Genomic DNA, 24,305 nt, shown 5'->3' with positions numbered 1-24,305 from the left:
CACGGCGGAGGGCGCGCGGTGTCGCACCACGCCCTGCAGGGCCGATTGCACACGGCCCGGTTCTCCCGCAGTGCGCCACGCACATGTGCCGCTCCCGAGCCGCGTCTAGTGTGCGCCCACTCCGCCCGGCCACGGGATCACGGATGGGCACACAGGTGTGGGAGGACATACAGTGAGCGCGATGTCAGCACAGGTCGGGGCCTCGGAGGGCCCCGGACCGCAGGCCACGAGCGCCGCACGGCCCGTCGGCTTCTGGTTCGAGAACATGTCCCTGAACCGCTCCCATCTGCTCGCGGCCCTCGCCCTCTTCATGGCGTTCGTCATCGAGTCCTGGGAGCAGCTCGCCCTCGTCTACGTGTCCGGCGACCTCGGGGACGCCTTCGCCATCGACGAGGGGCGTATCGGCTGGGTGCTCTCGGCGGTGGCCCTCGGCATGATTCCCGGCAGCCTGGTGTGGGGCCCCGTGTCCGACCGGATCGGGCGGCGCGCGGTCTGCCTGTGGAGCCTGGCGGCGTACGGCGTGATCGCGCTGGCCAGCGCCCTGGCGCCGAACTTCACGCTCCTCATGGCCGCGCGTTTCCTGTCCGGCCTCGCCCTGGCCGGCATCTACACCGTGACCTTCCCCTACTTCCTGGAACTGCTGCCGACGAAGAGCCGGGGCCGGGCCGCCGTCTACCTCTCCATCGGGTGGCCGATCGGCGTCCTCCTCGCCGTCGGCGCCACCCAGCTCCTCGGTGACATGGGCTGGCACGTGGTCGCCGTCGCCAGCGCGCTCGCCGGCCTCTGGGTCTTCGCCATCCGGGCCTGGGTCCCGGAGTCGCCGTACTGGCTGGCCCAGCAGGGACGCCACGACGACGCAGCGGCCGTGCTGAGGCGGCTCGGCGCCGACGTCCCGCAGGGCACCGTCTTCGAGGTGGTCGAACCCGAGCTCGCCGGCCGGCCCGTCGAGCTCTTCCGCGGCCGGCTGCTGAAGACGACCGTGCTCATGCTCGTCGTGAACTTCGCCTTCAACTGGGGCTACTGGGGCCTGCAGACCTGGCTGCCCACCCTGCTCCAGGACAAGGGCCTCAGCATGTCCGCGAGCCTCGGATTCGTCGCGCTGAGCGCCGTGTTCATGATCCCGGGGTACGTCTCCGCCTCGTACCTGACCGGCCGGTTCGGCCGCAAGCGGATCTTCCTGCCGTACGTGGCGCTCGCCGCGGTCGCCGGCATCGCCTTCGCGTACTCCGACACCCTCACCGAGATGTACGTCGCGAACTTCGCCCTCTCGTTCTTCAGCCTCGGCGCCTGGGGGGTCTGGAACACCTGGAACGGCGAGTTCTATCCGACGGCGCTGCGCGCCACCGGCTACTCCTGGGCGACCGCGGCACAGCTCGGCGCCACCTCGCTGGCCCCGTCCGTGGTCGGCTACATGCTGGCCCGTGCCACCGGGTACTCCTCGACGATCCTCTTCATCATGGGCTTCCTCGCCGTCGCCCTGGTCTTCGCGGTGCCGCTGCCCGAGACCGAGGGACGCGATCTGGAGTAGGGCGCCCGGCGCGGACCGGGCGGCGGCCGCTGTGCGATGGGAGGATCGCCACGTGAGACTCGGTATCGACGTGGGGCGCGCGAGGACCGTGGCGGTCGCCGCACGGGCCGACGGCGCACCGGTGGCCCGTGCGGCCGTCGACAGCGTGCCCGGTCTCGCCGGCTGCCTCCGTTCCGTGCTCACCGCCCTGGGGCCGCTGCCCGAGCCGCCGCGTTCCGTCGCCGTCGTGACCGACCTCGGGCGCCGCCCCTTCGACGCGAACCCGGTCGCCGTGCTGCGCATCGCCCCGCCGAGCCACCCCGCGCTCGCACCCGCCCGCGGCCCGGTCCGGCTGACCGGCCGCGTGGCGGGCGGCGCGTCCGTCACCGGGACCCCGCTCGCGGCGCTCGACGGCGAAGCGGTCCTCGCCTTCGCCCGCCGCGCCGCCGACGAGGGTGTGTCGGCCTTCGCGATCTGCGCGGCCGGAGCCCCGGCCCGCCCCGCGCCCGAACGGGCCGCGGCCGCGGCCGTCGCACAGCTCCTGCCGCGCGCCATGCTGTGCCTCTCGCACGAGATCGGCTCGCCCGGACTGAGGGAGCGGGAGAACGCGACGGTGGCCAACGCCGCGCTCGGGGCCTGGGCCGACGGCCTCGTCGCCGACACCACGCGCGCCCTCGCCGCCCACGGCATCACCGCTCCGCTCTACTTCGCCCGGGACGACGGCGGTGTCGTCTGCGCCGAGTACTTCCGCGGCCACCCCGTCATCGCCACGGCCCCCGCCGCCGGCACCGCGGCACGCGGCGCCGTCCTGCGGACCGGAATCCGGCGCGCCCTCGTCCTCGACGCGGCGGCCGACGCCGTGCGCTGCGTGCCGGTGATCGACGGCGAACCGGAGCGTGCGGAGCCGGGCCCCGGACCCTTCGGCCTGCGCATGGACCTCGGCGGCCCCCGGACGACGGTCCTCCCGTACGGCTCCGGAGGGTTCGACCCGGCGGCCGCCGCAGCCCTGGCGGACCGGGAACGCGAGAGGCTGCCGGACGCCGAAGTGGTGTGGACCGGGGGAGCGGCGCCCGCGTCCGGTGCGGAGTCCGGCGACGACGCCGCGCTGTTCGCCGCCCGCGCCGACTGCGGTGTCGAGGTCGAGCAGATCGTCGTCGCCACCGGCCGCGCCGAACTGGAGGCGCTCCTCGACACGGCGTGCGGCCACGCCCTGTCCCGGGCAGTGGCGGCCGGCGCGGCACCGGGCAGCGTCCGGGTGGACCGCATGACACACGCCCCGGTCTCCTATCTGCCCGCCGGAGTGCACCGCGTCCGGATCCGGGCCACCGGCCTCCCGTCGAGCGGGCAGACGCCGTGACCGCCCTCGGGCTCCAGGCGCTGGAGTCGCTCGCCGACGGGTCAAGGATCCTCGCGTCCGGCATCGAGGAGTCCGCGTTCCACGTGGCGCTCGACTGGGCCAGGGCCGAGATCGCCGCGCGCGGACCCGTCACCCTGCTCGCGCCGGACGCACTCGACGGGGTCGGCCTGTGTGTGACGGTCACGTTCATGGGGTCCTCGGTGGCCCTGGCCGAGCAACTCCCCACCGGCGAAGAGCCCCTGGCCGCGGTCCGGGCACTGGAACGGCTGCTCGGGCGGCGCGCCGAGGCGGTCGTGGGGCTCAACACGGCAGCCGAGAACGCCCTGTTGTCCGTCGTGACCGCCGCCGTGTGCGGACTGCCGCTGGTCGACGGGGACGGCTGCGGCCGGGTCCTGCCGCTCCTGGAACAGACCGTCTTCACCCTCGGCGGAGTGAGCGCGGCGCCGCTCGCCGTCGGCACCGCGGCGGGGGACGTCGTCGCGGTCGAATCGCCCCGGCAGCGCGTCGAGGAACTGCTGCGCCCCATGATCCTGGCCGCCGGCGGCTGGGCCGTGGTCGCCGGATACCCCATGGACGGCGCCACCCTGGCCCGCCACATGGTCCCCGGGACCGTCAGCCGTGCCACCGCCGCGGGAGCCCTGACCGGACCCGGACGGCACGCGCCCTGGCAGCCCCGGACGCTGTGCCGGGGCACCATCACCGCCCTCGAACACGCCGGCCCCGTCCCGCGCACCGCCGCACCCGGCGTGCTGCCGTCCCGGCCCACCAGCGTCGTCGTCACCGAGGACGAGGGGCTGCGCCGGCGCTTCCGCCTGGAAGCCCACAACGAAGTGCTGCTGGCCCTCGCCGACGGCGCGGTCGCCGCGGCCGCGCCCGACCAGATCCTGATGCTCACCGGCGACGGCCGGGTCCTCGACGTGGACCGTGCCGCGCCCGGCGCCCGGGTCGACGTGGTCGTCCTGCGCGCCGCCCCGGCCTGGCAGAGTCCGCAGGGGCGGGCCCTCGCCCGTTCCGGCGGACCGACCGACACCCTCGACCGCGTCCGGGAGGACCTGTGGTGAACGACGACGGGGCCCTGACCGTCGCGGAACTCGTCCAGCACGGCGCCCTTCCGGACGTCACCGTGCACGGGACCGCCGGACGCCGCTCCGAGATCCGCAACGTCCGCATCGTCGACGAACTCGACGCGCTGGAACGCCTGGAGCCGCACGCGGCGATCGTCCTCACCGGCCGGATCGCCGAGGCGGGATGGACCGTCGAGACGGCGCTGCGCAAGGCGTGGGAACAGGCCGCCGCCTGTGTGGTGATCTCGGGCTCACCCGTGCACGCCGCGTCCGTGGGGGAACTCGCGGCGCGTCTCGGCGTACCCCTGCTGGTCGTCCGTGAACCGGCACTCGACGCCGCCGTGCGCATCGCGTCGGCCGTCGCCCAGCCCGAGGCCGGCCGCACCGCGCTCGTCGCCCACGCGGCACGCCGGCTGGCCGCGGCGGGACCGCACGCCGGGCCCGTACTCGCGGCCCTGCACGCCGTCCTGCCGGCCACCGACGTGGCGCTGACGGATGCCACGGGCACGGTCATCGGCGGCCGTTCGGCCGCACTCGGCGAACCGGCCGCACCCGGCAAGGACGGGAAGGACGGGAAGGACGGAAAGGATGGGAAGGAAAGCAAGGCACAGGCGCACGCGGCCGTACGGGTGGCGCTCCCCGTTCCCGACCCCGACCGTCCGGACGGGACGGCGCTGGTCACGCTCCACGCCCGTTCCCGGTCCCGGGCCGCGGGCTGGGAGAAGACCGTCACGTCCGTCCTGGAACTCGCCGTCACCCCCCTGACGGCGTGGGCGGCCAACCGCCGCCTCTCCGCAGAACGTTCGGGCCGCACCGCCACGCTCCTGCTCACCCGGTTCCTCGCGGCGGAACCGGCCGCCGACACCCGGGCGCTCGCGGCGGGCCTCGGCTGGCCGATGCGGGGCCCGTTCGTCGCGTACGCGCTGAAGCCGGTGGCGTCGTGGACCGGGGGACAGGACCCGGGGCCCGCGCTCACCGCGCTGTGGGCGGGCCGTGGACCCGGCGGACCCCTCGTCGCGCACGACGACTGCTGGGTCGCCTGGCAGTCCGTCCCGGCCCCGGACGGCGGTGACCCGGTCGCCGGGGCCGAGAGCCGGCTGCGCGCCGCCCTGGCGGACATCGGCGGGTACGTGCCCGTGGCCGGAGGCGTCGCGGGCGCGGCAGCCGGACTGCCCGGGCTCGGCGCCGCGCTCGCCGACGCCCGGGCCGCCGCCGGGGTGGCGGCGGCCGGCGCGCCCGGCGGCGTGGTGCGCGCCGACCGGCTCGGCACCGCGCAGCTCCTGGCGGCCCTGCCCGCGGCCGCGTTGCGCGGCCCGGCGACCGCGGTCCTCGCCCCGCTCCTCGAAGCGGACCGCGACGGCACCCTGCTGCGCACCCTCGCCGCCGTCCTCGACACGGGAGCCGCGCTGAGCCCCGCCGCGACGGCCCTCGGCGTCCACCGCAACACCGTGGCCGCGCGCCTGGACCGCATCAGGTCCCTGGGGTTCGACCCGGACGACCCGGCGCAGCGGCTCGCCCTCCATCTGGCCTGCCGGGTGCTGCTCGGCGGCGACCAAGGGCTGTCCCGCCAGGAATCGCGGGACAGCCCTCAGGGTCTGTCAGACGGATCAGGGGCGGACACACCTTAGGGAGTGTCGTGCCCCACGGGGCCGAACCCGCCCCCGCCGCCGCTCTCGCAGCGCAGCACATCGCCCTCCCGGACCGGCAGCGCGTTGGCCTTGAGCAGGGAACGCTCGTCGTCGCGGCCGGGGTTGAGCGTGACCCGGGGCGGAGCACCCTCCTCGCCGCCGAACAGACCCCAGGCCGGGGTGACGGACCGCTCCCACCACAGCGACAGGTCCTGGTCGGCGGTGAACCGGTACTGACGGACCACCCCGTCACCGCCCCGCGTGCGGCCCTGCCCGCCGGAGCCGGACCGGACGGCGTACTCCTCGACCCGGACCGGGAACAGCGTCTCCAGGACCTCCACCGGCATGTCGCGGAGCGAACCGTTGACGTTGTTGATCAGGCAGGACTCGCCGTCGCCGCTCTCCCAGGCACCCCAGCCGCCGACCGTCGCCTCCTGGGAGACGAACAGCTTGCCGGTGCGCGGGTCGAGGCCGGTGAACTGCACGATCATCGAGTCGCCGTACGAGGCAGCCGCCGCGCGGTCGGGAACGGCCGGGGCCAGCGCCTTGACGACCAGGTCGATCAGCAGACCCAGGTGCGAGTAGTAGTACTGGCAGGCGGCCGGTTCGACCGCCGCGAGCATCGTGCCGGGACGCGTCAGCACGTCGAGGGGCTTGAACGAGCCGCCGTTGAGCGGGACTTCGCCGCTGACGAGCAGCTTGTAGCCGACCCGGCAGGCGGCGACCGTCTGGGCCGCCCCGCAGTTGACCGGACCGGTCGCCTGCTCGGCGCAGTCCGTGACGTCCATCGTCATGCGGTCGCCGTCGATGGTGACCTTCACGGTGACGTGCAGCGGGGTGCCGAGGTCGATCCCGTCGTTGTCGAGGTGCCCCGTCGCCTCGTACACCCCGTCCGGGATCGCCGCGATCTGGGCGCGCTCCAGCCGCTCCGTCTGCTCGAAGATGGCGTCGCGGGCGGCGAGCAGGGTGTCCATGCCCCAGCGCCGCACGATCTCCGCCAGCCGCCGGGCACCGGTGCGGGCGCAGGCGACCTGGGCCCGCATGTCGCCGAGGGTCGGCTGCGGGAAGCGCACCTGACGGGCAATCAGGTCATGGGTGAGCGTGCACGGTTCGCCGGCCTCGTAGATCTTCAGCGGGCCCATGCGCAGGCCCTCCTGGTAGATCGTCGTCGAGTCCATGGAACCGCCCGGGTCCTTGGAGCCCATGTCGATCCAGTGGGCGCGGGAGGCCGCGAAGCCGACGAGTTCGCCTTCGACGTGGATGGGCGCGTACACCGTGACGTCGTTGAGGTGGGTGCCGCCGATGTAGGAGTCGTTGAGGACCCAGACGTCACCGGGCTGCCAGACGCCGGGCCCGTACATCCGCTCCGTGGCCCGGGTGCACTCCTCCAGGTTGCCGAGGAAGATCGGCAGCCCGGACGACTGGCCCAGGACGTTGTGGTCGCGGTCCATGAGGGCGACCGCGCAGTCCTTGGCCTCGTAGATCGTGGGCGTGTACGAGGAGCGGATCAGGGTGGTGTTCATGTCCTCCGCGGCCTGCAGCAGCGCGCAGCGGATGATCTCGGTGGTGACCGGGTCGATCCCGGACCCGTCCGAATGCGTCGCGTGGGTCATCAGGATGCGCCTCCGAGCTTGATGACGAGGAAGCCGTGCGCGTCGACGGTGACGGTCGCGTCCGGCGGGACGACGGTGGTGGAGGTGGCCTCGACGATGATCGCGGGACCTGCCAGATGAGTGCCGGCGGACAGCTGCTCGCGCCGCAGCACGGGGGTGTCGTGGACCGTGCCGTCGAAGTGGACGGACTTGTTGCGAGGCGTCGGCGCCCCGCCCGTCTCCGGTGCGAACACGGCGGGCTCCAGCGGCGGCAGCGCGCCCAGTGCCGTGGTGCGCAGCGTCACGAACTCGACCGGGGCACCGGGCGTGGCATGCCCGTAGCGGCGCTCGTGCAGCGCGGCGAAGCGGTCGGCGACCGATTCGAGGAAGCCCTCCGCTGCCGGTTCGGCGGCGTCGGTCAGGGGCACGGTCAGGGTGTAGTCCTGGCCCTCGTAGCGCATGTCCACCGCGTGCTCGACGCGGCGCCGCTCCGCCGGGATCTGCTGCTCGCCGAGCGCGGTCAGACCGTCGGCCTCCAGGCCCGCGAGCGCACCGGCCATCGCGTCGCCGTCGAGCGTGTCGCCCGGCGTGAAGAACTGGCGGGTCAGATCGCGCCGCACCTCGGTGCCGAGCATGCCCCACGCGGAGAACGCACCGGGGAAACGGGGGACCACGACCTCTTCCACACCCAGCTCGCGCGCGATCTCGACGGCGTGCATCGGGCCCGCCCCGCCGAACGCGAGGAGTACGAACTCCCGCGGCTCCCGGCCGTGTTCGACCGTCAGGGTACGGATGGCCTGCGCCATCTTGGCATTGGCCACCGAGCAGATGCCGCTCGCCAGCTCCATGGGCCCGAGGCCCAGCTCACCGGCCAGCTCGCCGACGGCACTCCGCGCCGCCGCCACGTCGAGCGTCATGTGGCCGCCCGCGAACCACTCCGGGTCCACCCGGCCGAGCACCGCGTTCGCGTCGGTGACCGTGGCGCGGGTGCCACCGCGGCCGTAACAGGCGGGACCGGGCACCGCGCCCGCGGACTCCGGGCCGACCCGCAGACCGCCCGCCTCGGCGTAGGCGAGCGAACCGCCGCCCGCGCCGATGGTGTGCAGGTTCACCAGGGGCATCAGCACCGGGAAGCCGTCCGCGGAGCCCTCGTTGGAGACGTCCGGGCGCCCGTCCAGGACCAGTGACACGTCGAAGGACGTGCCGCCCATGTCGACGCAGATCGCGTTGGGCCGCCCCAGCAGCGCGGCCGCCGCGGTGCCGCCCATCGTGCCGCCGACCGGCCCCGACAGCAGTGTCTGCAGCGGGTGGCGGCGGGCGTACGCGGCGTTGACGATGCCGCCCGACGACTGCATCACCTGGACCGGCACCGCCAGTCCGCGCTCGGCGAACCGTTCCTCGATCCGGCCGAGGTAGCGGCGTACGACCGGGCCGGTGTACGCGTCCAGCACGGCCGACGACGTGCGCTCGTACTCCCGCCACTCGCGCGCCACCTGGTGCGAGAGGACGACCATGACGTCATCGCCCAGCTCCTCGGCGAGGATCTCCCCGGCGCGCAGCTCGTGCGCCGGGTCGACATAGCTGAACAGGAACGACACGGCGACCGCCGCGAAGCCCCCCGCGCGGGCCCGCCGCGCGGCCGCGCGGACCGCCTCCTCGTCGAGGGGCACCAGCTCGGTGCCGCGCCAGTCGAGCCGCCCGCCGGCCTCGGCGGTGTCCGCCGTGCCGACCAGGGGGGCCGGCTTGCGGTAGTGCAGGTCGAACATGCGGTCACGGTTGCCGCGGGCGATGCGGTAGACGTCCCGCATCCCGGCGGAGGTGAGCAGCAGGACGCGGGCGCCCTTGCGCTCCAGCAGGGCGTTCAGCCCCTGCGTGGTGCCGTGCACGAAGAACGAGATGTCGCCCGGATCGTCGACGGCTCTGCCCAGCGAGGCGAAGACGCCCTCCGCCAGATCGCCCGGCGTGGTCGGGGCCTTTGCTGCGAGATAGGTGCCGCGCGTCTCGTCGTACGCGACGACATCGGTGAACGTGCCACCGATGTCCATGGCCACCCGGTACGTCATGCCGCCTCCCGGCTTGTCTCAAGGATGAGCGGACGCTATCGGCGGCCGTCGACGCGGGCGTGTGCGCACTGCACGGATGAGGATGCGGCACCGTGCGCGGCGCATGGTCAGACGGTCCCGGGCTCGCCGCCCGCCTGCTGGACGTCCTCGTGCAGGTGCACGATCAGCCAGCGTCCGCCTGCGCTCCGGCGCAGCACGGCGGTGTTGCGGCTCAGCTCGGGAAGCAGCGGGACGCCGCCCGGCGCCGGGGCGAAGGTGACGCGCAGCCAGTGCCGCAGCAGCGCGGTGTCGCCGAAGACGTCGACGACCGGGTCGTACGCGTACAGCCCGGTCTCCTCGGGCCCGTCGCCCGCGGCGGGCCGCTCGGCGCGCAGCCGGTCCAGCTCGTCCTGTCCCTGGACCAGCGGCCCTCCGGCGGAGTCCCAGATGGTCGCCGCCGGATCGAGGCACGCGTCGATCCGGGCGCGGTCCCCCGCGACGTACGCGTCGTACATCCCCGTGACCAGGGACCAGATGGCCCCGGCCTCGGCGGGGGTGGCGCCGGGGCGGGCGGCGGACGGGGTGCCGGAAGGCGTGGAGAGGTGCATGCGGAGGCTCCGACGGGGATCGCGGGGGAGGCGCCGGACGGCGCTGACGCAGGACACCGTAACCGCCCGTCCGCACCGTCCCCGGGAAGGGTGACGGCGGCCGGGCCGTGCGTGGAACGTACGATGGCCGGCATGCGAAACCGCCCCATCCCCGGCAGTTCCGGCCTCGTACGGACCATGAGTCTGTTCGGTGACCCGGTGCTCCACGCCGCGTGCGAGCCCGTCACGGACTTCGGCCCCTCGCTCGCCCGGCTCGTCGAGGACATGTTCGCCACGATGTACGCGGCGCAGGGCGTCGGGCTCGCCGCGAACCAGGTCGGGGTTCCGCTGCGGGTGTTCGTCTTCGACTGTCCCGACGACGAGGACGTCCGGCACCTCGGGCACGTGGTCAACCCCAGGCTCGTGGAGGCGGACGATGTCGTCGTGCGCGGCCCCGAGGGCTGTCTCTCGCTGCCGGGCATCGAGGCGGGCACGCCGCGTTCCGACCGTGCCGTGGTGGAGGGGCTGGACATCGCGGGGGAGCCGGTGCGGATCGAGGGGACCGGCTTCTTCGCCCGCTGCCTCCAGCACGAGTGCGACCATCTCGACGGCGCCGTCTACACCGACCGGCTGACCGGGCTGCGCCGGGTGCGGGCGCTGCGTGCGGCCCGCCGGGCGCCCTGGGGGCGCACCGGCTGACCGGCCGCGTTCAGAACCCGGGACCGCCGGGGCGGTCGCCCGCCGCGGCCAGCCTGCCCCAGAGCAGGTCGGCCAGGCTGCGGACCAACTGCTCGCGCGAGCAAGGGCGTTCGCCCAGCCACCAGTCGCCGGCCGCGTGCATCATGCCGACGATGCCGTGGCCCCAGATCCGCGCCATCTCCTGGCTGTCCGGGCCGAGATCGACCCGTTCCGCGATGACCATGGCGAGTTCCTCGCCGAGGCGGCGCAGCAGCGGGGCCGAATGACGGCCCACGTCGAAGCCCTGCTCGGGGGAGGGCACCGCGTCCTCGGAGGGGTGCATCAGGAAGCGGTAGACCTGCGGCCGGGCCTCGATCGCCGCGAGATAGGTGTCGAGCGTCGCCTCGACCCGGGCGCGGCGGTCCGCGGGGGCGTCGAGTGCGGCCCGCAGCGCGCTCAGCAGGGCGTCGGTGTGCCGCTTGGCGAGGGCGCGGTAGAGGCCGCCCTTGTCGCCGAAGTGCCGGTAGAGAATGGGCTTGGTGATGCCCGCCTCGGCCGCGATGGCGTTCATCGAGGCCCCGGGGCCGTCCCTGAGCACCACGCGGTCGGCGGCCTCGAGCAACTCGCGGCGGCGGCGCTCGGCCGCGGTCCGCTGTCGCTCGGCCTGTCGTGTGGTCTCCATGTCGTTTCTCCCACCCCTGACCGTGCCTGTCCGTCCTGCCTGCGCAACGTAACACCCTGTCCGGCGGGGTGCGGATCGAGGCCCGGGCGGTTGACAGAGGCTACTTGCCGGTAACAGACTGTTGTTACCGCAAGTAACGATGGGTTTTTGACGGCAGTACGTGGAGGGGAACATGGCCGAGTTCACGCTCGATCTCAACGACGACCAGAAGCAGGTCCGTGACTGGCTTCACGGCTTCGCCGCCGATGTGATCCGTCCGGCCGCTTCGGAGTGGGACGAGCGTGAGGAAACGCCCTGGCCCGTCATCCAGGAGGCGGCCAAGGTCGGAATCTACTCCCTCGACTTCTACGCGCAGCAGTTCTTCGACCCTACGGGCCTCGGCATCCCGATGGCGATGGAGGAGCTGTTCTGGGGCGACGCGGGCATCGCGCTGTCGATCGTCGGTACGGGCCTGGCAGCCGTCGGCGTCCTCGCGAACGGCACCGAGGAGCAGATCGGCACCTGGATTCCCCAGATGTACGGCGACGCGAACGACGTGAAGGTCGCCGCCTTCTGCTCCTCCGAGCCGGACGCCGGCTCCGACGTCGCATCGATGCGCACCCGCGCTGTGTACGACCAGGCCAAGGACGAGTGGGTGCTCAACGGCACCAAGACCTGGGCGACCAACGGCGGCATCGCCAACGTCCACGTCGTGGTCGCGGTCGTCGACGCGGAGCTCGGCTCCAAGGGGCACGCCTCCTTCATCGTGCCGCCCGGGACCCCCGGCCTCTCCCAGGGGCAGAAGTTCAAGAAGCACGGCATCCGCGCCTCGCACACCGCCGAGGTCGTCCTGGAGGACGTGCGCATCCCGGGCCACTGCCTGCTCGGCGGCAAGGAGAAGCTCGACCAGCGCCTCGCCCGGGCCCGTGAGCGCGCCGCCTCCGGTGGCGGCGAGCGCGTGAAGAACGCGGCGATGGCCACCTTCGAGGCGTCCCGCCCGGCCGTCGGTGCCATGGCGGTCGGCACCGCCCGGGCCGCGTACGAGGTCGCGCTGGACTACGCGAAGACCCGGACCCAGTTCGGCCGCCCGATCATCGACAACCAGGGCATCGCCTTCCAGCTCGCCGACATGCGCACCCGGATCGACGCGGCCCGGCTGCTCGTCTGGCGCGCCTCGTGGATGGCGAGCGCCGGCAAGCCCTTCGAGGCCGCCGAGGGCTCCATGTCCAAGCTGTACGCGAGCGAGACCGCCAAGAAGGTCACCGCGCAGGCGGTCCAGATCCTCGGCGGCAACGGCTTCACCCGTGAGTACCCGGTGGAGCGGATGCACCGGGACGCCGCGATCTACACGATCTTCGAGGGCACGAGCGAGATTCAGCGCCTGGTGATCGCCCGCACCCTGTCCGGGATGCCGATCCGCTGAACCCGCTTCCCGAACGGCTCCGGCCCCCTCCCCTGTCACACCGACAGGGGAGGGGGCCGGAGCCGTTCCGATGCTCAGGCGGGGAGCTGGGCCTCGATGGCCGCGACGACCTCCGGGGCGTCCGGCTCCGTGCGGGGACGGATCCGGGCGACCGGCTCGCCCGCGGGCGAGATCAGGAACTTCTCGAAGTTCCACTGGATGTCACCGGCCTCCCCGTCCGCGTCCGCGAGCTGGGTGAGCTCCGCGTAGAGCGGGTGCCGGCCCGCGCCGTTGACCTCGGTCTTCGCCAGCAGCGGGAAGCTCACGCCGTACGTCGTCGAGCAGAACGTCTGGATCTCCTCCGAGCTGCCGGGCTCCTGGCCGCCGAACTGGTTGCACGGCACGCCGAGCACGGTGAGGCCCCGGTCCCCGTACTCCTTCTGGAGCCGCTCAAGACCGGCGTACTGCGGGGTCAGTCCGCACTTGGAGGCGACGTTCACCAGCAGGACCGCCCGGCCGCGGTACGCGCCCAGCGTGGTCGGCTCGCCGGTCAGGGTGTGGAGCGGGATGTCGTGCAGCGTCATGGGTGTCTCTCCTCTTCGGTGTCTTCCACGCCATTCTTACGCCCACAGGTTCATCGGCACGAAGCCGACCGCCCGGCCGTCCGGATCCAGCAGCCGGCCCATCAGCTTCACCGCCCGCAGCGCGACCGCGCGGTCGGCGATCCGCAGGTGCGGGAGGGTCGCGGCGAGCCGTACCTCCAGGGCCTGGGCGTCCACCAGGGACGAGACCCAGACGGTCGCGATGAGATTCTGCGGACCGGCCAGTCCCAGGCACTGCCTGATCTCCGGAAGCTTGGCCAACTCCCGTGCGGTGGAGTCCAGATGCTCGGCCGCCACGGTGCCGAAGAAGGTCACGGCGACCGGTGACCCCGACAGTGAGCGGGCCAGGTCGCAGCGGATCACCAGCCGGCCCGCCTCCAGCAGCCGGTTCAGCCGGCGGCTCGCGGTGTTCACCGAGATGCCGAGCTGGTCGGCGAGCTCGCTGAGGGACATCCGCCCGTTCTCGCCGATCGCGGTGACGAGTTCGGCGTACTCGGGCAGATGCGGGGCGTCTCCCAGCGCCGACCGCCGGGACCCGGCCAGTGCCTCCTGCTGGGAACGGCTGAGGCTCGTCAGCCGCCACACACTGCCCTCGGTGTAACTGCGGGTGATCAGATGCGCCCGGGTCGCCATGATGCCGGGGATGGTCCCGAGCCGGTCCACGATGTAGCGCGAGAGCGCGCCGAAGCCGATGGCCATCGCCGTGACCAGCAGATCGCGGCCGCCCGCCGCATGCTCCACGGTCACCGCGTGCGGGTCCGCCGACAGCAGCTCCGCGACCGCCCCCGCCTGCCCCGGCGCACAGTCGATCTCGATCAGCGCACCGGCTCCCGAGGCGCCGTACGGATACGCCGTCACCCAGGCATGGCCCGCCGACCGCAGCCGCTCCCAGCGCCGGGCCGCGGTCGCCGCGTCGATGTCCAGGGCCTTCGCCAGCTCGGTCCAGGGGGCCCGCGGATTGATCTGCAAGGCGTTGACCAGGGCCAGGTCCAGCTCGCTCAGCGAGGGGAGATTTTCAGTCATCGAGAATCCGTACCGGGAGACCGTGTGGGAAAAAGCTGCATTCGATCATGATTCACGACAGGGAAGAGCAATTCCCAGCCGTTTCTTGATCGGAGATTAGCATCGCCCTACTTCATCAGAACCGGCCACATCCCCCTTCAGAGGTGCAGCGTGCAGCAGCCTTTCGCCACCCTCGCCGACGCTGCCTCGGCGCTTCGCTCGGGCGCCGTCGGCAGTGCGGAACTCGTGACTGCCGCGCTCGCCGACGCGGAGGTGCTCGACCCGCTCCTCGGCGTGTACGTGACCCGCTTCCCGGAGCAGGCGCTTGCCGCCGCCCGTGCGGCCGACTCGCTCCCCGCCGGTGACCGCGGCCCGCTGCACGGGCTGCCGCTCGCGGTGAAGGACAACCTCGCCACCGCCGAGGGCCCGGCCACCGCCCAGAGCCCCGTCCACGACCCGCACTGGTGGCGCGGGCTCGACGCACCGGCCGTCGCCCGGTTGCGCGGCGCCGGCGCCGTCGTCCTCGGCAAGACCACCATGGCCGAGTACGCCATGGGCCGCCCGGACCCCGCCCACACCTTCCCGGTGCCCCGCAACCCGTGGGACCCCGAGCGCTGGACCGGCGGATCGAGCACCGGCAACGGCGCGGGCATCGCCGCCGGACTGTTCCTCGGCGCGCTCGGCAGCGACACCTCAGGCAGCGTCCGGCTGCCCGCCGCGCTCTGCGGGACCACCGGTCTCAAGACCACCTTCGGACTGCTGCCCGTCGACGGCTGCGTCCCGCTCAGCCCCTCGCAGGACGTCCTCGGCCCGATGGCCGTCACCGCCCGTGACTGCGGACTCCTGCTCGACGCGATGACCGGCCGGCCCCGGCCCGCCGCCGAAGGCGTGCGAGGGCTGCGCATCGGCGTACCGTACGGACTGCTGGACGCACCCGGCATCACCGGGCCCTGTCGCGACGCCTTCGCGGAGGCACTGCGCACCCTCGCCGAACTCGGCGCCGAAATAAGGGAGTTCGCACTCCCGGAGTTCGGCGGCCTGCTCGCGGTCAACGCCGTCACCATGCTCTCGGAGGCCTTCTCCGCCCACGGTGAACGGCTCGCAGCCGACTGGGACGGGCACGGCCGGAGCTTTCGCCGGCTGGCCGCCGCGGGCGGACTCCTCCCGGCCCACCTCTACCTCCGCGCCCAGCACACCCGCGCACGTCTCACCGCGCAACTGCTGGAGCGGATGGACGGACCCGACGGCGTCGACATGGTCGCCACCCCGACCTGGCCCGCGGCGGCGCGGCCGTACGCGCAGGAGGCCGCACCCGGCGAGGAACTCAACCTCACCGCCGTCTGGAACCCCACCGGCTTCCCGGCCCTCGCGCTCCCCATGGGCGCCGACCCCGCCGGACTGCCGCTCTCCCTCCAACTGGCGGGCCGCCCCCGCAGCGAGCACACCCTGATCGCCGCGGGCGAGGCCTACCAGGCCGCCACCACCTGGCATCTGCGCCGGGCCGCCCCCGACCCCGGGCGACGTCCCGCACCGCTCCACGACCCGGACCGCACCGGACCGGCACCCGCGCCCGTAACCGCCCCGGACGACGGATTCCCGGACACCGGGGCGGCGCTGGCCGCCCTCGGCATCACCCCGGGACCCGCCGACCTGGTCGTCGTACGGGCCGTGGCCCGTTCACTCCTCGACGCCGGCCGGCAGCCCACCCCCTGATCAGGCCCGCCTCCGCGTCACCCACCTGCGAAGTCCCCTGCCCCACCACCCGCCGCGCACCCCCGCGCGGCCGTGCCCAAGTGGAGAACCCATGTCGCGTATCCAGCCCACCGCGGGCACCGGCGCGCCCGGCCTCGGCGCCACCCGCGTCGCCGCGGTCGTCGGATTCCTGGTCTTCGTCGAGCTGACCAGCGGCATCATCCAGGGGATGATGCCGACCCTGCTCCCCGAGCTCGGCACCGTACTGAACGTCGGCGCGGGCGACCTCAACTGGGTCAACGCCGCACAGCTCCTCGCCGCCGCCGTCTCCGTACCGCTGTTCGGCAGGCTCGGGGACATGTACGGCCACCGGCGGCTGCTGCGCATCGCCGTCCTCTGTCTCGCCGTCGGTTCCGTGCTCGTCGCCTGGGCGCCCTCCTTCGAGGTGCTGCTGGTCGGCCGGGTGCTCCAGGGACCGCTCGCCGCGCTCCTGCCCCTGGAGATCGGACTGGTCCGCGACCGGCTGGACGCCGCGGGCGCCCGCAGCGCCATCGCCATGCTCGTCGGGGCGCTGACCTTCGGCGCCAGCGCCGGCATGGTCATCTCCGGACTGCTCCGCGAGGTCATCTCCTCCGTGCACGGAGTCCTCTGGATCCCCGCCGCCGCCACCGTCCTGTGCGCCGGAGTCGTCTTCTTCCTGGTGCCCGAGTCCAAGACCCGGGCCGAGGGCAGGGTCGACTGGGCCGGCGCCGGACTCCTCAGCGTCGGACTCGCCACCCTGCTGCTCGGCATCTCCCAGGGACCCAAGTGGGGCTGGACCGACGCGGCCACCCTCGGCCTGTTCGCCGTCGCCGCGGTCACCCTCGTCGTCTGGGTCCTGGTCGAACTCCGCGTCGCCGAGCCGATCGTCGACATCCGCCTGACCGTGCAGCGCACCCTGCTCCCCGTCTACGCGGCGAGCTTCCTGCTGGGCACCGCCCTGTTCGGCGCCCAGACCGCACTGGTGCTCTTCGTCTCCTCGCCCGCCGACAAGGTCGGCTACGGATTCGGCTACGACGCCCTCGGGATCGCCTGGCTGATGCTGCCGTCCGGCGTCATGGCCTTCGTCGCCTCGCTGTTCGCCTCCCGGCTCTTCAAGCTCATCGGCGGACGCGGCGCCCTGGCGCTCAGCGGGGTCCTCATGGCGATCGGCTACGTGTTCCTGATCGCCGCCCACGACCACCCCTGGCAGTTCGTCGTCGTCAACGTCGTCGTCGGCGCGGGCGTCGGTCTCGCCCTCAGCGCGATGCCCGTCCTGATCGTCGACTCCAGCCCCCACGAGCGCACCGCCATCGCCACCGGCATCTACAACACCGCCAAGACCGTGGGCGGTTCCGTCGCGGGAGCCGTCTTCGCGGCCATCCTCACCGCCCTCACCTTCAAGGGCACCGAGATCCCGACGATCGACGCCTACACCACCGTGTGGTGGTGCTGCGCCGCGGTCTCGGTCCTCGTCGCCGTCGCCGCGGCGATCGTGGCCCGCCCCGCGAAAGCCGCCAACTGAACGTCCGCCCAGCCCCCTTGCGCCCTCTCCAGGGAAGGAACAGCGCCATGCCCGCCCCCACCACCTCCGTACTCCTGCACAACGGCCTGCTCATCGACGGCACCGGGCGCGAACCGGTCCGCGACGGCGCGGTCCTCATCGAGGACGGCCGCGTCGTGTGGGCGGGCCCGGCCGGGGACCGCCCCGCCACCACGGCCGCGACGAGGCGCATCGACGTCCACGGCGACGCGATACTCCCCGGCTTCATCGACTGCCACGTCCACATGGCCGCCCCGGGAACGGCCATGAGCCACGCCGAGATCGCCACCCTCCCGCACAGCCTGCTCACCTTCCTCGCCGGGCCCCGGATGAAGCAGACCCTCGAAGCCGGTGTCACCACCGCACGCGACCTCGGCGGCGCCGACGCCGGACACCGGCGCGCCGTCGAGTCCGGTCTGCTCGTCGGCCCCCGTCTCCAGGTCGCGGTCGCCATGCTCAGCCCGACCGGCGGGCACGGCGACTTCCGGTCCGGCAACGACGACCGCCCCAACAACAACGCCATGGGGCGGCTGGCCGACGGCCCCGCCGAATGCCGCAGGGCGGTCCGCGACGTGCTGCGCCGGGGCGCCGACTGCGTCAAGATCGCGGCGACCGGCGGGGTGTGGAGCCCGACCGACCAGCCCGACGACGACGGGTTCCTGGAGGACGAGATCCGTACGATCACGGAGATCGCCGCCGGACACCGGGGCAAGAAGGTCGCCGCCCACGCCCAGGGCAGGGGCGGAATCCTCAACGCGGTGCGGGGCGGTGTCGCCAGCGTCGAGCACGGCTACGAGATCGACGACGAGGCCATCGGCCTGATGCTGGAGCGGGGCACCTTCCTCGTGCCGACGCTCACCACGGCCAACACCGACCCGGACCCCGCGAAGGCCGCCCCCTGGGCGTACGCGAAGAAGAAGCACTGGCAGGACGTCGCCCGCCGGCACATCCCGCGCGCCGTCGAGCGCGGGGTGCGGATCGCGATGGGCACCGACTGCGGCATCGCCGAGCACGGCACCAACCTGCGCGAGCTCGGATACCTCGTGGAGTGCGGCATGACCCCGATGGGCGCCCTGCGCGCCGGTACCGCCGAGGCCGCCGAACTCCTGGGACTCGCCGCCGAGATCGGCACCCTGGAGCCCGGCAAGCGCGCGGACGTCGTGATCGCCCGCGGCAACCCGCTCGAAGACATCGGGGCCCTCGGCGACCCCGCGAACATCCTGCTGGTCATGAAGGACGGCGTCGCCTACAAGGACGTCGAAGGGCTCGCCGCCTGAGCGGACGCGGCGGTGTCCCGGCCGACCGCCTTGTAGTAGAAGGTGGTCGGCTTCAGGACACCGGCCGGGTCACCGGCGTAGTCCGGCACGGACCCGCACTCCGTCCAGCCGGCCGAGCGGTACAGCCGCTCGGCCTGGCTGCCGCTCTCGGTGTCCAGGATCAGCAGCGTGAGCCCGTCCCCGGCCGCCGAACGCTCCACCGCGTCGAGCAGCGCCCGGCCGAGCCCCCGGCCCTGAGCCGACGGGCGGACGATCAGCTTGGCGACCTCGGCCCGGTGGCGGGCGTTGGGCAGCGGGGCCGGCACGAGGCCGATGGTCCCCGCGATCCGCTCGCCGTCCCGGGCGATCCACACCCGGTGGTGCCCCGCCTCCACGGACGCGGCGCGCTCCCGCCACCAGCACGCGGCGGCGGCCCGGTCGAGCGGCGCCAGGAAGCCCACGGACGCCCCGCCCTCGACCGTCTCCACCAGGAGGGCGGCCAGTTCATCGGCGTAGGTGACCAGTTCGGGTCCGGTCACCGGGACGATCTCGGTCATGCGGCGGATCCTTTCACGGTGCGACGATCATCAGTGCGTAACGGACCCGATCCGGGCCCGGACAGTGGAAGCGGGACGGACCGCGCAGCCGGAACCGCAGGCAGTCGCCCGGGCCGGCCGTGTGCACGGTGGCGTCGACGGTGAGGTGCAGCGTCCCCTCCAGCACCCAGATGTGCTGCTCGAGGCCGGGGACCGGCGGATTCCCGTACGCGATCACGGCGCCCGCGTCGAGGACGCCCTCGACGATCTCCGCGCGCAGGCCGGGATGCGGAGGCGAGACGGACCGGCGCACGAAACCCGACGCCTCGTCCCGCCACACCGTCTGACGCCCGGCGGGGACGAGCTGCGGCGGCTGCTCCTCCACCTCCAGCAGCAGCCGGGACATGGTCCGCTCGTGGACGGTGCACAGCCGCCCGAGCTGGGCGGCGGTCGGGCTCAGCTCGCCGCGCTCCAGCCGGGAGAGCGTGGAGCGGCTCAGCCCGCTGCGCCGGGCCAGCTCGTCCAGCGACCAGCCGCGCTCGACGCGCAGTTCACCGAGGCGTGCCGCGAGCCCGGCCTCGACGGACGAGATCCCGCTCCCGTCTGCTTCTCTCACATCAGAGATTCTATCCCCATTCGGAGAGGAATCGGTGCAGGGGCCGGAGGCCGCCGCTCCTGTGCTGCCGGTCGCGCCCCGCCGTGCCACGCTTGGACGGGGGAGGCCCGGACGGGGCACTTCGCGTACCGCCGGGTGGTTCCGCTACCCGAGGAGGCCGGCATGGCCAGTACCAGTGGAGAACCGAGAGCGCCCCGCGACACCGCGGCGCCCTCCAGCCCGTTCCGGACGGGCTGGACCGCCTTCGCGGCGATCCTGATGATCTTCGGCGGGGCCATGGCGGTCTTCCAGGGGATCGCCGCCATCGCCAAGGACGACGTCTTCGTCACCACCCGCGACTACGTGTTCCAGTTCAACCTGACGGGCTGGGGCTGGATCCACCTCGTTCTCGGCATCGTCATCGTGCTGGCCGGCTGCGCCCTGTTCACCGGGGCCGCCTGGGCGCGCGCCGTGGGCATCGTCCTCGCCGGACTCGGGGCGCTCGCCAACTTCCTGTGGCTGCCCCACTATCCGCTGTGGTCCATCGTGCTCATCGCCCTGGACGTCTTCATCATCTGGGCGCTCTGCGCGGCACCCGAACAGAGGGAACGGGTCTGACGTGAGGCCGCCCCGCCCGAGTGGGGCGGGGCGGTTCACCGCCCGGCCGGCTCCGCCGCGAACGCCGCGGGCGGGGGAGTGATCCGCAGCGTGACGACGTAGGAGACGACCACCGACACGATCACGAGCGGCATCACCGTGAGCCCCTCGGACCCCAGCAGCAACGTGGCCAGCAGCACCGACGTCATCGGCAGCTTCAGCATGGCCACGCACATCGCCCCGATGCCCATGGCGAAACCGGAGGTCGGGTTCAGCCCGGGCAGGTGGGCGAGCGCCAGTCCGCCGGCCGCGCCCACGAACATCGCAGGGAAGACCGGCCCGCCCCGGAAGGCGCTCAACGAGGCGCAGTAGGCCAGCGACTTGCACGCGATGAGCACCAGCAGGGCTCCCACCGAGTACTGCGCGCTGTCGGAGAGGAGCGGGCCGAGGGCGTGCTCGCCCGAGTACAGCACCTCCGAGCCCGACTTGCCGGTGCCCTCCGCGTACACGAGCGCCGCCACCCCGACCACCACCCCCATCACGGCGGTGGCCACCACCGTCCGCCGCTCCACCCGCGGCTGGAGGAGCAGCGAGAGCCGGTGGATCGCCGCGCCCGCGAGGGCGGCACCCAGCCCGAGGGCGACGGCCCAGCCGAACTCGGCGACGGTGGGGCCGTCGGCGTGCGGCACCTCGTGCAGCGCCAGCGAGTACGTCCCCAGGCCCGTCCAGGAGCCGAGCCCGGTGAAGATCAGCGCGCCGATCCCCGCCGCGAGAAGCCCTGGCACGAGCGCCACCCCGAGCATCATCCCGGCCAGCCCCGAGGCCTCCATGAGCAGGAACGCACCGAGCAGCGGCGAGCCCAGCAGGGCGCTGACCGCGGCGAAACTGCCCGCCGCCCCCACCACGGCGCCGGCTCCCGGATCCAGGTCCGGCTTGACCAGCCGCGCCGCGTACACCGCCAGGCCCCCGCCCAGCGCGATGAGCGGAGCCTCGGGGCCGAGCACGGCGCCGAGGCCGAGGGAAGCGAGCGCCGCCAGCGCGATGCCGGGCAGCTGCGCGGCCGTCGGGGCGCCGGTGCTCACCAGCCCCTCGGCGGGCTTGTGCCCGCCGGTTCCCGGCAGGAAGCGCACGGCCGGCCCGGTCAGGAGACCGGCCACCGCGAGCAGCGGCACGGGCCACCACGAGGGGGTGCCGTCGAAGCCCAGGGCCTCGGGCAGATCGTGGTACGTCAGCGACTGCAGTTCGGAGACGAGCGCGAGGAAGCCGAACGCCGCCGCCGAGACCGGCACGCCGATGATCGCCACCATCACCAGCAGGACCGTGTAGCCGCGGGTGCGGATCAGGGCGACGGGATCGGGCGGCCCGGCGGCGGGCGCTCCGGAGGACTTGTCCGGCATGCTCGTTGTCTCCTAGGCATCGCGGATCCCCGTGAACGCCCCGGGCCGGGAGCGTCTCCACGGTGATACCACGATGTGGCGACGTGGGCGGGTATGTCCGCACCGGGCGGGCGTGACGCCGTCGGCCGGCGTGCGGCGCGGATCAGGATCCGTCGCCGGCCGGCTCGGCCGAGGGCAGCCGGCCGGACCGCACCGCGTCGACCAGGGCCTGATGGTCGCGCTCGTTCCGGTCGGCGTACGCCTCCGCGAACTGCTGGAGCGCACGGTCGAACACCTCGCCGCGGCCCAGATACGACGCGATCGCGATCCGGTCGCCGGAGCGGGCGTGGGCCCGTGCCAGAGTGGCACCGCAGACCTCGCCGAAGACACCGAGCCCCCGCGGAACCATCAGCTCCGGCTGGGCGATGCCCTTCCAGTCGCGCAACTGCCGGACGTAGAAGTCCCGGGGCCGGCCGTCGAAGCCGTCCACCCGCTCCCAGCCCAGGAAGATGTCGCTCGCCGCCTGCATCAGCCGCTGGCCCGCGACCACCCGGCTGCCCTGGTTGCGGTAGGGGCCCGCACCGGCATACGGGGCGAGCACCGAGGGACCGGCCTCCTTGGCCTGCAGGAAGAGCGGGTCCCCGCTGTCCCGGCCGAGCAGCAGGATGATCCAGCACCGGGTTCCGACGCTGCCCACACCGACCACCTTGCGCGCCACGTCGACGAGGCGGAATCCCGACAGCAGCGTGCGCCGGTCGGAGGCCAGACTGCGGGCGTAGCCGTCGATCAGCCGCCGGAACTGCTCCTCGAAGGCCCGGCGCTCCACCTCGGGCATCAGATCGGCGACCGGGACGAGCAGGGGCGGGTCCGCGGCGATCCGCCGCCGTCCGTCGACCACCTCGGTGAGTCTGCCGAAGGCCTGCAGGCTGTCCCGGGTCCGGGCCTTGGCCATGGCACGGGCCACCTGCTTGCGCCCGCGCTTGCGCAACTGCTCCGTCGCGACGGTCCGCAGCCGCTCGGCGTCCGTACGCGCGTACCAGACGTCGAGATGGCGCATGCCGGCGAACCTGATCATCCACTCGCGGTACGACCTGACCGTGGCCAGCACGACGGCGGCGCGCTCCCGGTCGCTGAAGCCGTTGGCCCGGCCCGCGATGACGAGGCTGGCGGCCAGCCGCTTGACGTCCCACTCCCAGGGCCCCGGCAGCGTCTCGTCGAAGTCGTTGATGTCGAAGAGCAACTGCCGCTCCGGCGATGCCAGCAGCCGGAAGTTCAGCAGGTGGGCGTCCCCGCACAGCTGGGCCCTGATCCCGGAGACCGGGGTGGCCGCCAGATCGGCGGCCATGATCGCGGCCGCGCCCCGGTAGAAGCGGAACGGCGACTCGGCCATGCGCCCGTAACGGATCGGGACGAGTTCGGGCACCCTTTCCGCCGACTGTGCCTCCAGGACGTCCAGCGGGTCGGGCCGGCCCGCCGGCGGCTCGAACACGGCGTGGCTGGAGCGCGGCACCGCACGGCGGGCCGCCTTGCCGCGCGCCGCCCGCTCGTCGGGCGTGGGGAACTCGCCGCCGTACCGTACCGGGCTGATGTCCTGCGGCATCGGGACCCTCCTGACCACCGTGCGGGCACGAAAGGACGACGCTGCCCGGCTCCTCCCGATCATCGCCGGTCGGCAGCGTTCCGGCACCAGCAGACGGGCGGCCGGGCGCCGGGACCGACTCCGGCGGATAGTGGGTGGTGCAGGACCTGCCTGGGATTGGACACGCATGGACCGGTACCCGCCCATAGCCGACCACGGTCTCGTGGGAGACCTGCAGACCGTCGCGCTGATCTCCGCCCAGGGTGTCGTCGACTGGCCGGCCGCGCCGAGGTTCGATTCACCCAGCGTCTTCGCCGCCCTGCTCGACCACGACCGGGGCGGCTTCTTCCGGCTGTCGCCCGACGGCCCCGGCCACTCCTGCCGGCAGCTCTACTACCCGGACACCGCCGTGCTGGTCACCCGGTTCATGTCACCGGACGGGGTCGGCGAGGTCCTCGACCGGATGGTCCCCTCGCTCACCGGGGCACCGACCGACCGGCACACCCTGGTGCGGGCCGTGCGCGCCGTGCGGGGAAGCGTCCTACGTCCAGCAGTACGGGAGCGCGGTCCTCGACGCCTCGCTCCTCCTGATGCCCCGGGTCGGTTTCCTGGCCCCGAGGGACCCCAGCTGGCTCTCCACCCTGGACGCCATGGACCGCACGCTCGTCTCCGACAGCCTCGTCCACCGCTACGACCCGGCCGCCTCACCGGACGGACTGCGCGGTGCGGAGGGCACGTTCAGCCTCTGCACCTTCCTGTACGTGGACGCCCTGGCCCGCGCCGGACGGCTGCGGCTGGCCCGCTACACCTTCGAGAAGATGCTCACCTACGCCAACCACGTCGGTCTCTTCGCCGAGGAGATCGGCCCCAGCGGCGAGCAACTGGGCAACTTCCCGCAGGCGTTCACCCATCTCTCGCTCATCACCGCGGCGCGCACCCTCGACGAGGCGCTGGACACCCGGCGCGGCTGAAGCGGCGCGACGCCGGCCCG

The 24,305-nt window shown here is 73.4% G+C and carries 20 protein-coding genes and 2 pseudogenes; 12 read left to right on the top strand and 10 right to left on the bottom strand.

The annotated features are described in order from the left end of the window. Positions 1–181 precede the first annotated feature (181 nt). Genes OG408_RS05445 through OG408_RS05430 form a run of 4 tightly spaced genes read left to right on the top strand, consistent with a single transcriptional unit; the run spans position 182 to position 5,556 of the window. The gene (locus tag OG408_RS05445) at positions 182–1,528 is read left to right on the top strand and encodes an MFS transporter (RefSeq protein WP_266775998.1); all 1,347 of its coding nucleotides are present in this window, start codon (positions 182–184) and stop codon (positions 1,526–1,528) included. Positions 1,529–1,580: 52 nt separating this feature from the next. Then, positions 1,581–2,864 (top strand): hydantoinase/oxoprolinase family protein, encoded by a 1,284-nt coding sequence (locus OG408_RS05440; RefSeq protein ID WP_285566908.1) that lies wholly within the window; start codon positions 1,581–1,583, stop codon positions 2,862–2,864. Continuing rightward, entirely contained in the window at positions 2,861–3,925 is a 1,065-nt protein-coding gene (locus tag OG408_RS05435) for a DUF917 domain-containing protein (RefSeq protein WP_285566907.1), read from the top strand. The genes OG408_RS05440 and OG408_RS05435 overlap by 4 nt, the downstream gene beginning before the upstream one ends. Then, complete coding sequence (locus OG408_RS05430) at positions 3,922–5,556, top strand: helix-turn-helix domain-containing protein (protein ID WP_326668547.1); 1,635 nt, start codon at positions 3,922–3,924, stop codon at positions 5,554–5,556. Before OG408_RS05435 ends, OG408_RS05430 begins: the two co-directional genes overlap by 4 nt. Here the strand turns inward: OG408_RS05430 and OG408_RS05425 are convergent. From OG408_RS05425 to OG408_RS05415, 3 genes are all read right to left on the bottom strand, one after another. Then, positions 5,553–7,169 (bottom strand): hydantoinase B/oxoprolinase family protein, encoded by a 1,617-nt coding sequence (locus tag OG408_RS05425; RefSeq protein ID WP_326668545.1) that lies wholly within the window; start codon positions 7,167–7,169, stop codon positions 5,553–5,555. The genes OG408_RS05430 and OG408_RS05425 overlap by 4 nt on opposite strands. Then, entirely contained in the window at positions 7,169–9,211 is a 2,043-nt protein-coding gene (locus OG408_RS05420; RefSeq protein ID WP_326668543.1) for a hydantoinase/oxoprolinase family protein, read from the bottom strand. The genes OG408_RS05425 and OG408_RS05420 overlap by 1 nt, the downstream gene beginning before the upstream one ends. Positions 9,212–9,318: 107 nt before the next feature. Beyond that, the gene (locus OG408_RS05415) at positions 9,319–9,798 is read right to left on the bottom strand and encodes a YybH family protein (RefSeq protein ID WP_326668541.1); all 480 of its coding nucleotides are present in this window, start codon (positions 9,796–9,798) and stop codon (positions 9,319–9,321) included. Positions 9,799–9,921: 123 nt separating this feature from the next. On the opposite strand from OG408_RS05415, the gene def reads away from it, so the two are divergent. Beyond that, entirely contained in the window at positions 9,922–10,476 is a 555-nt protein-coding gene (gene def, locus OG408_RS05410) for a peptide deformylase (RefSeq protein WP_266775984.1), read from the top strand. Positions 10,477–10,486: 10 nt separating this feature from the next. On the opposite strand, the gene OG408_RS05405 is transcribed toward def, so the two are convergent. Next, entirely contained in the window at positions 10,487–11,137 is a 651-nt protein-coding gene (locus OG408_RS05405; RefSeq protein WP_266775982.1) for a TetR family transcriptional regulator, read from the bottom strand. A gap of 172 nt (positions 11,138–11,309) precedes the next feature. On the opposite strand from OG408_RS05405, the gene OG408_RS05400 reads away from it, so the two are divergent. Continuing rightward, positions 11,310–12,539, top strand: coding sequence for an acyl-CoA dehydrogenase family protein (locus tag OG408_RS05400; RefSeq protein WP_266775980.1), 1,230 nt, complete (start codon positions 11,310–11,312; stop codon positions 12,537–12,539). Positions 12,540–12,613: 74 nt separating this feature from the next. Here OG408_RS05400 and OG408_RS05395 read toward each other — a convergent pair whose 3' ends face one another. Both OG408_RS05395 and OG408_RS05390 read right to left on the bottom strand, forming a co-directional pair. After that, positions 12,614–13,102: a glutathione peroxidase gene (locus OG408_RS05395; protein ID WP_266775978.1), complete on the bottom strand. Its 489-nt coding sequence runs from the start codon at positions 13,100–13,102 to the stop codon at positions 12,614–12,616. A 36-nt stretch (positions 13,103–13,138) separates the two neighbouring features. Next, positions 13,139–14,143, bottom strand: coding sequence for an Lrp/AsnC family transcriptional regulator (locus OG408_RS05390; protein WP_266775976.1), 1,005 nt, complete (start codon positions 14,141–14,143; stop codon positions 13,139–13,141). Positions 14,144–14,293: 150 nt separating this feature from the next. Here OG408_RS05390 and OG408_RS05385 point away from each other — a divergent pair, with 150 nt between their 5' ends. The 3 genes from OG408_RS05385 to OG408_RS05375 all read left to right on the top strand — a co-directional run bounded on the left by OG408_RS05385 (position 14,294) and on the right by OG408_RS05375 (position 18,652). Further along, on the top strand, positions 14,294–15,835 hold the full coding sequence (locus tag OG408_RS05385; protein WP_285566893.1) for an amidase: 1,542 nt from the start codon (positions 14,294–14,296) through the stop codon (positions 15,833–15,835). Between the two features lie 91 nt (positions 15,836–15,926). Then, complete coding sequence (locus OG408_RS05380) at positions 15,927–17,357, top strand: MFS transporter (protein WP_285566891.1); 1,431 nt, start codon at positions 15,927–15,929, stop codon at positions 17,355–17,357. A 47-nt stretch (positions 17,358–17,404) separates the two neighbouring features. Further along, entirely contained in the window at positions 17,405–18,652 is a 1,248-nt protein-coding gene (locus OG408_RS05375) for a metal-dependent hydrolase family protein (RefSeq protein WP_266775970.1), read from the top strand. Here the strand turns inward: OG408_RS05375 and OG408_RS05370 are convergent. Beyond that, on the bottom strand, positions 18,622–19,188 hold the full coding sequence (locus OG408_RS05370; protein WP_266775968.1) for a GNAT family N-acetyltransferase: 567 nt from the start codon (positions 19,186–19,188) through the stop codon (positions 18,622–18,624). The two genes, OG408_RS05375 and OG408_RS05370, sit on opposite strands and share 31 nt — an antisense overlap. 13 nt (positions 19,189–19,201) lie before the next feature. Next, a complete protein-coding gene (locus OG408_RS05365) occupies positions 19,202–19,783 on the bottom strand; it encodes a helix-turn-helix domain-containing protein (RefSeq protein ID WP_285566886.1) in 582 nt (193 codons plus the stop codon). A 162-nt stretch (positions 19,784–19,945) separates the two neighbouring features. On the opposite strand from OG408_RS05365, the gene OG408_RS05360 reads away from it, so the two are divergent. After that, positions 19,946–20,380: a DUF7144 family membrane protein gene (locus OG408_RS05360; RefSeq protein WP_266775964.1), complete on the top strand. Its 435-nt coding sequence runs from the start codon at positions 19,946–19,948 to the stop codon at positions 20,378–20,380. A gap of 35 nt (positions 20,381–20,415) precedes the next feature. Here OG408_RS05360 and OG408_RS05355 read toward each other — a convergent pair whose 3' ends face one another. Together OG408_RS05355 and OG408_RS05350 are read right to left on the bottom strand one after the other, a co-directional pair. Beyond that, positions 20,416–21,756, bottom strand: coding sequence for a chloride channel protein (locus tag OG408_RS05355; protein WP_285566884.1), 1,341 nt, complete (start codon positions 21,754–21,756; stop codon positions 20,416–20,418). 142 nt (positions 21,757–21,898) lie between these two features. Beyond that, complete coding sequence (locus OG408_RS05350) at positions 21,899–23,335, bottom strand: DUF2252 domain-containing protein (RefSeq protein ID WP_266775960.1); 1,437 nt, start codon at positions 23,333–23,335, stop codon at positions 21,899–21,901. On the opposite strand from OG408_RS05350, the pseudogene OG408_RS40140 reads away from it, so the two are divergent. Both OG408_RS40140 and OG408_RS40135 read left to right on the top strand, forming a co-directional pair. Next, positions 23,322–23,741 (top strand): annotated as a pseudogene (locus tag OG408_RS40140) (trehalase-like domain-containing protein); the annotation flags it as partial. The gene OG408_RS05350 and the pseudogene OG408_RS40140 overlap by 14 nt on opposite strands. Before the next feature lie 112 nt (positions 23,742–23,853). Further along, positions 23,854–24,285, top strand: a pseudogene (locus tag OG408_RS40135) (glycoside hydrolase family 15 protein); the annotation flags it as partial. Positions 24,286–24,305 lie beyond the last annotated feature (20 nt).

This window comes from Streptomyces sp. NBC_01257 (assembly GCF_035917255.1).
Classification (GTDB): domain Bacteria; phylum Actinomycetota; class Actinomycetes; order Streptomycetales; family Streptomycetaceae; genus Streptomyces.
The sequence above is the reverse complement of the archived record's forward strand: the minus strand, read 5'-3'. Positions and strand labels throughout refer to the sequence as shown.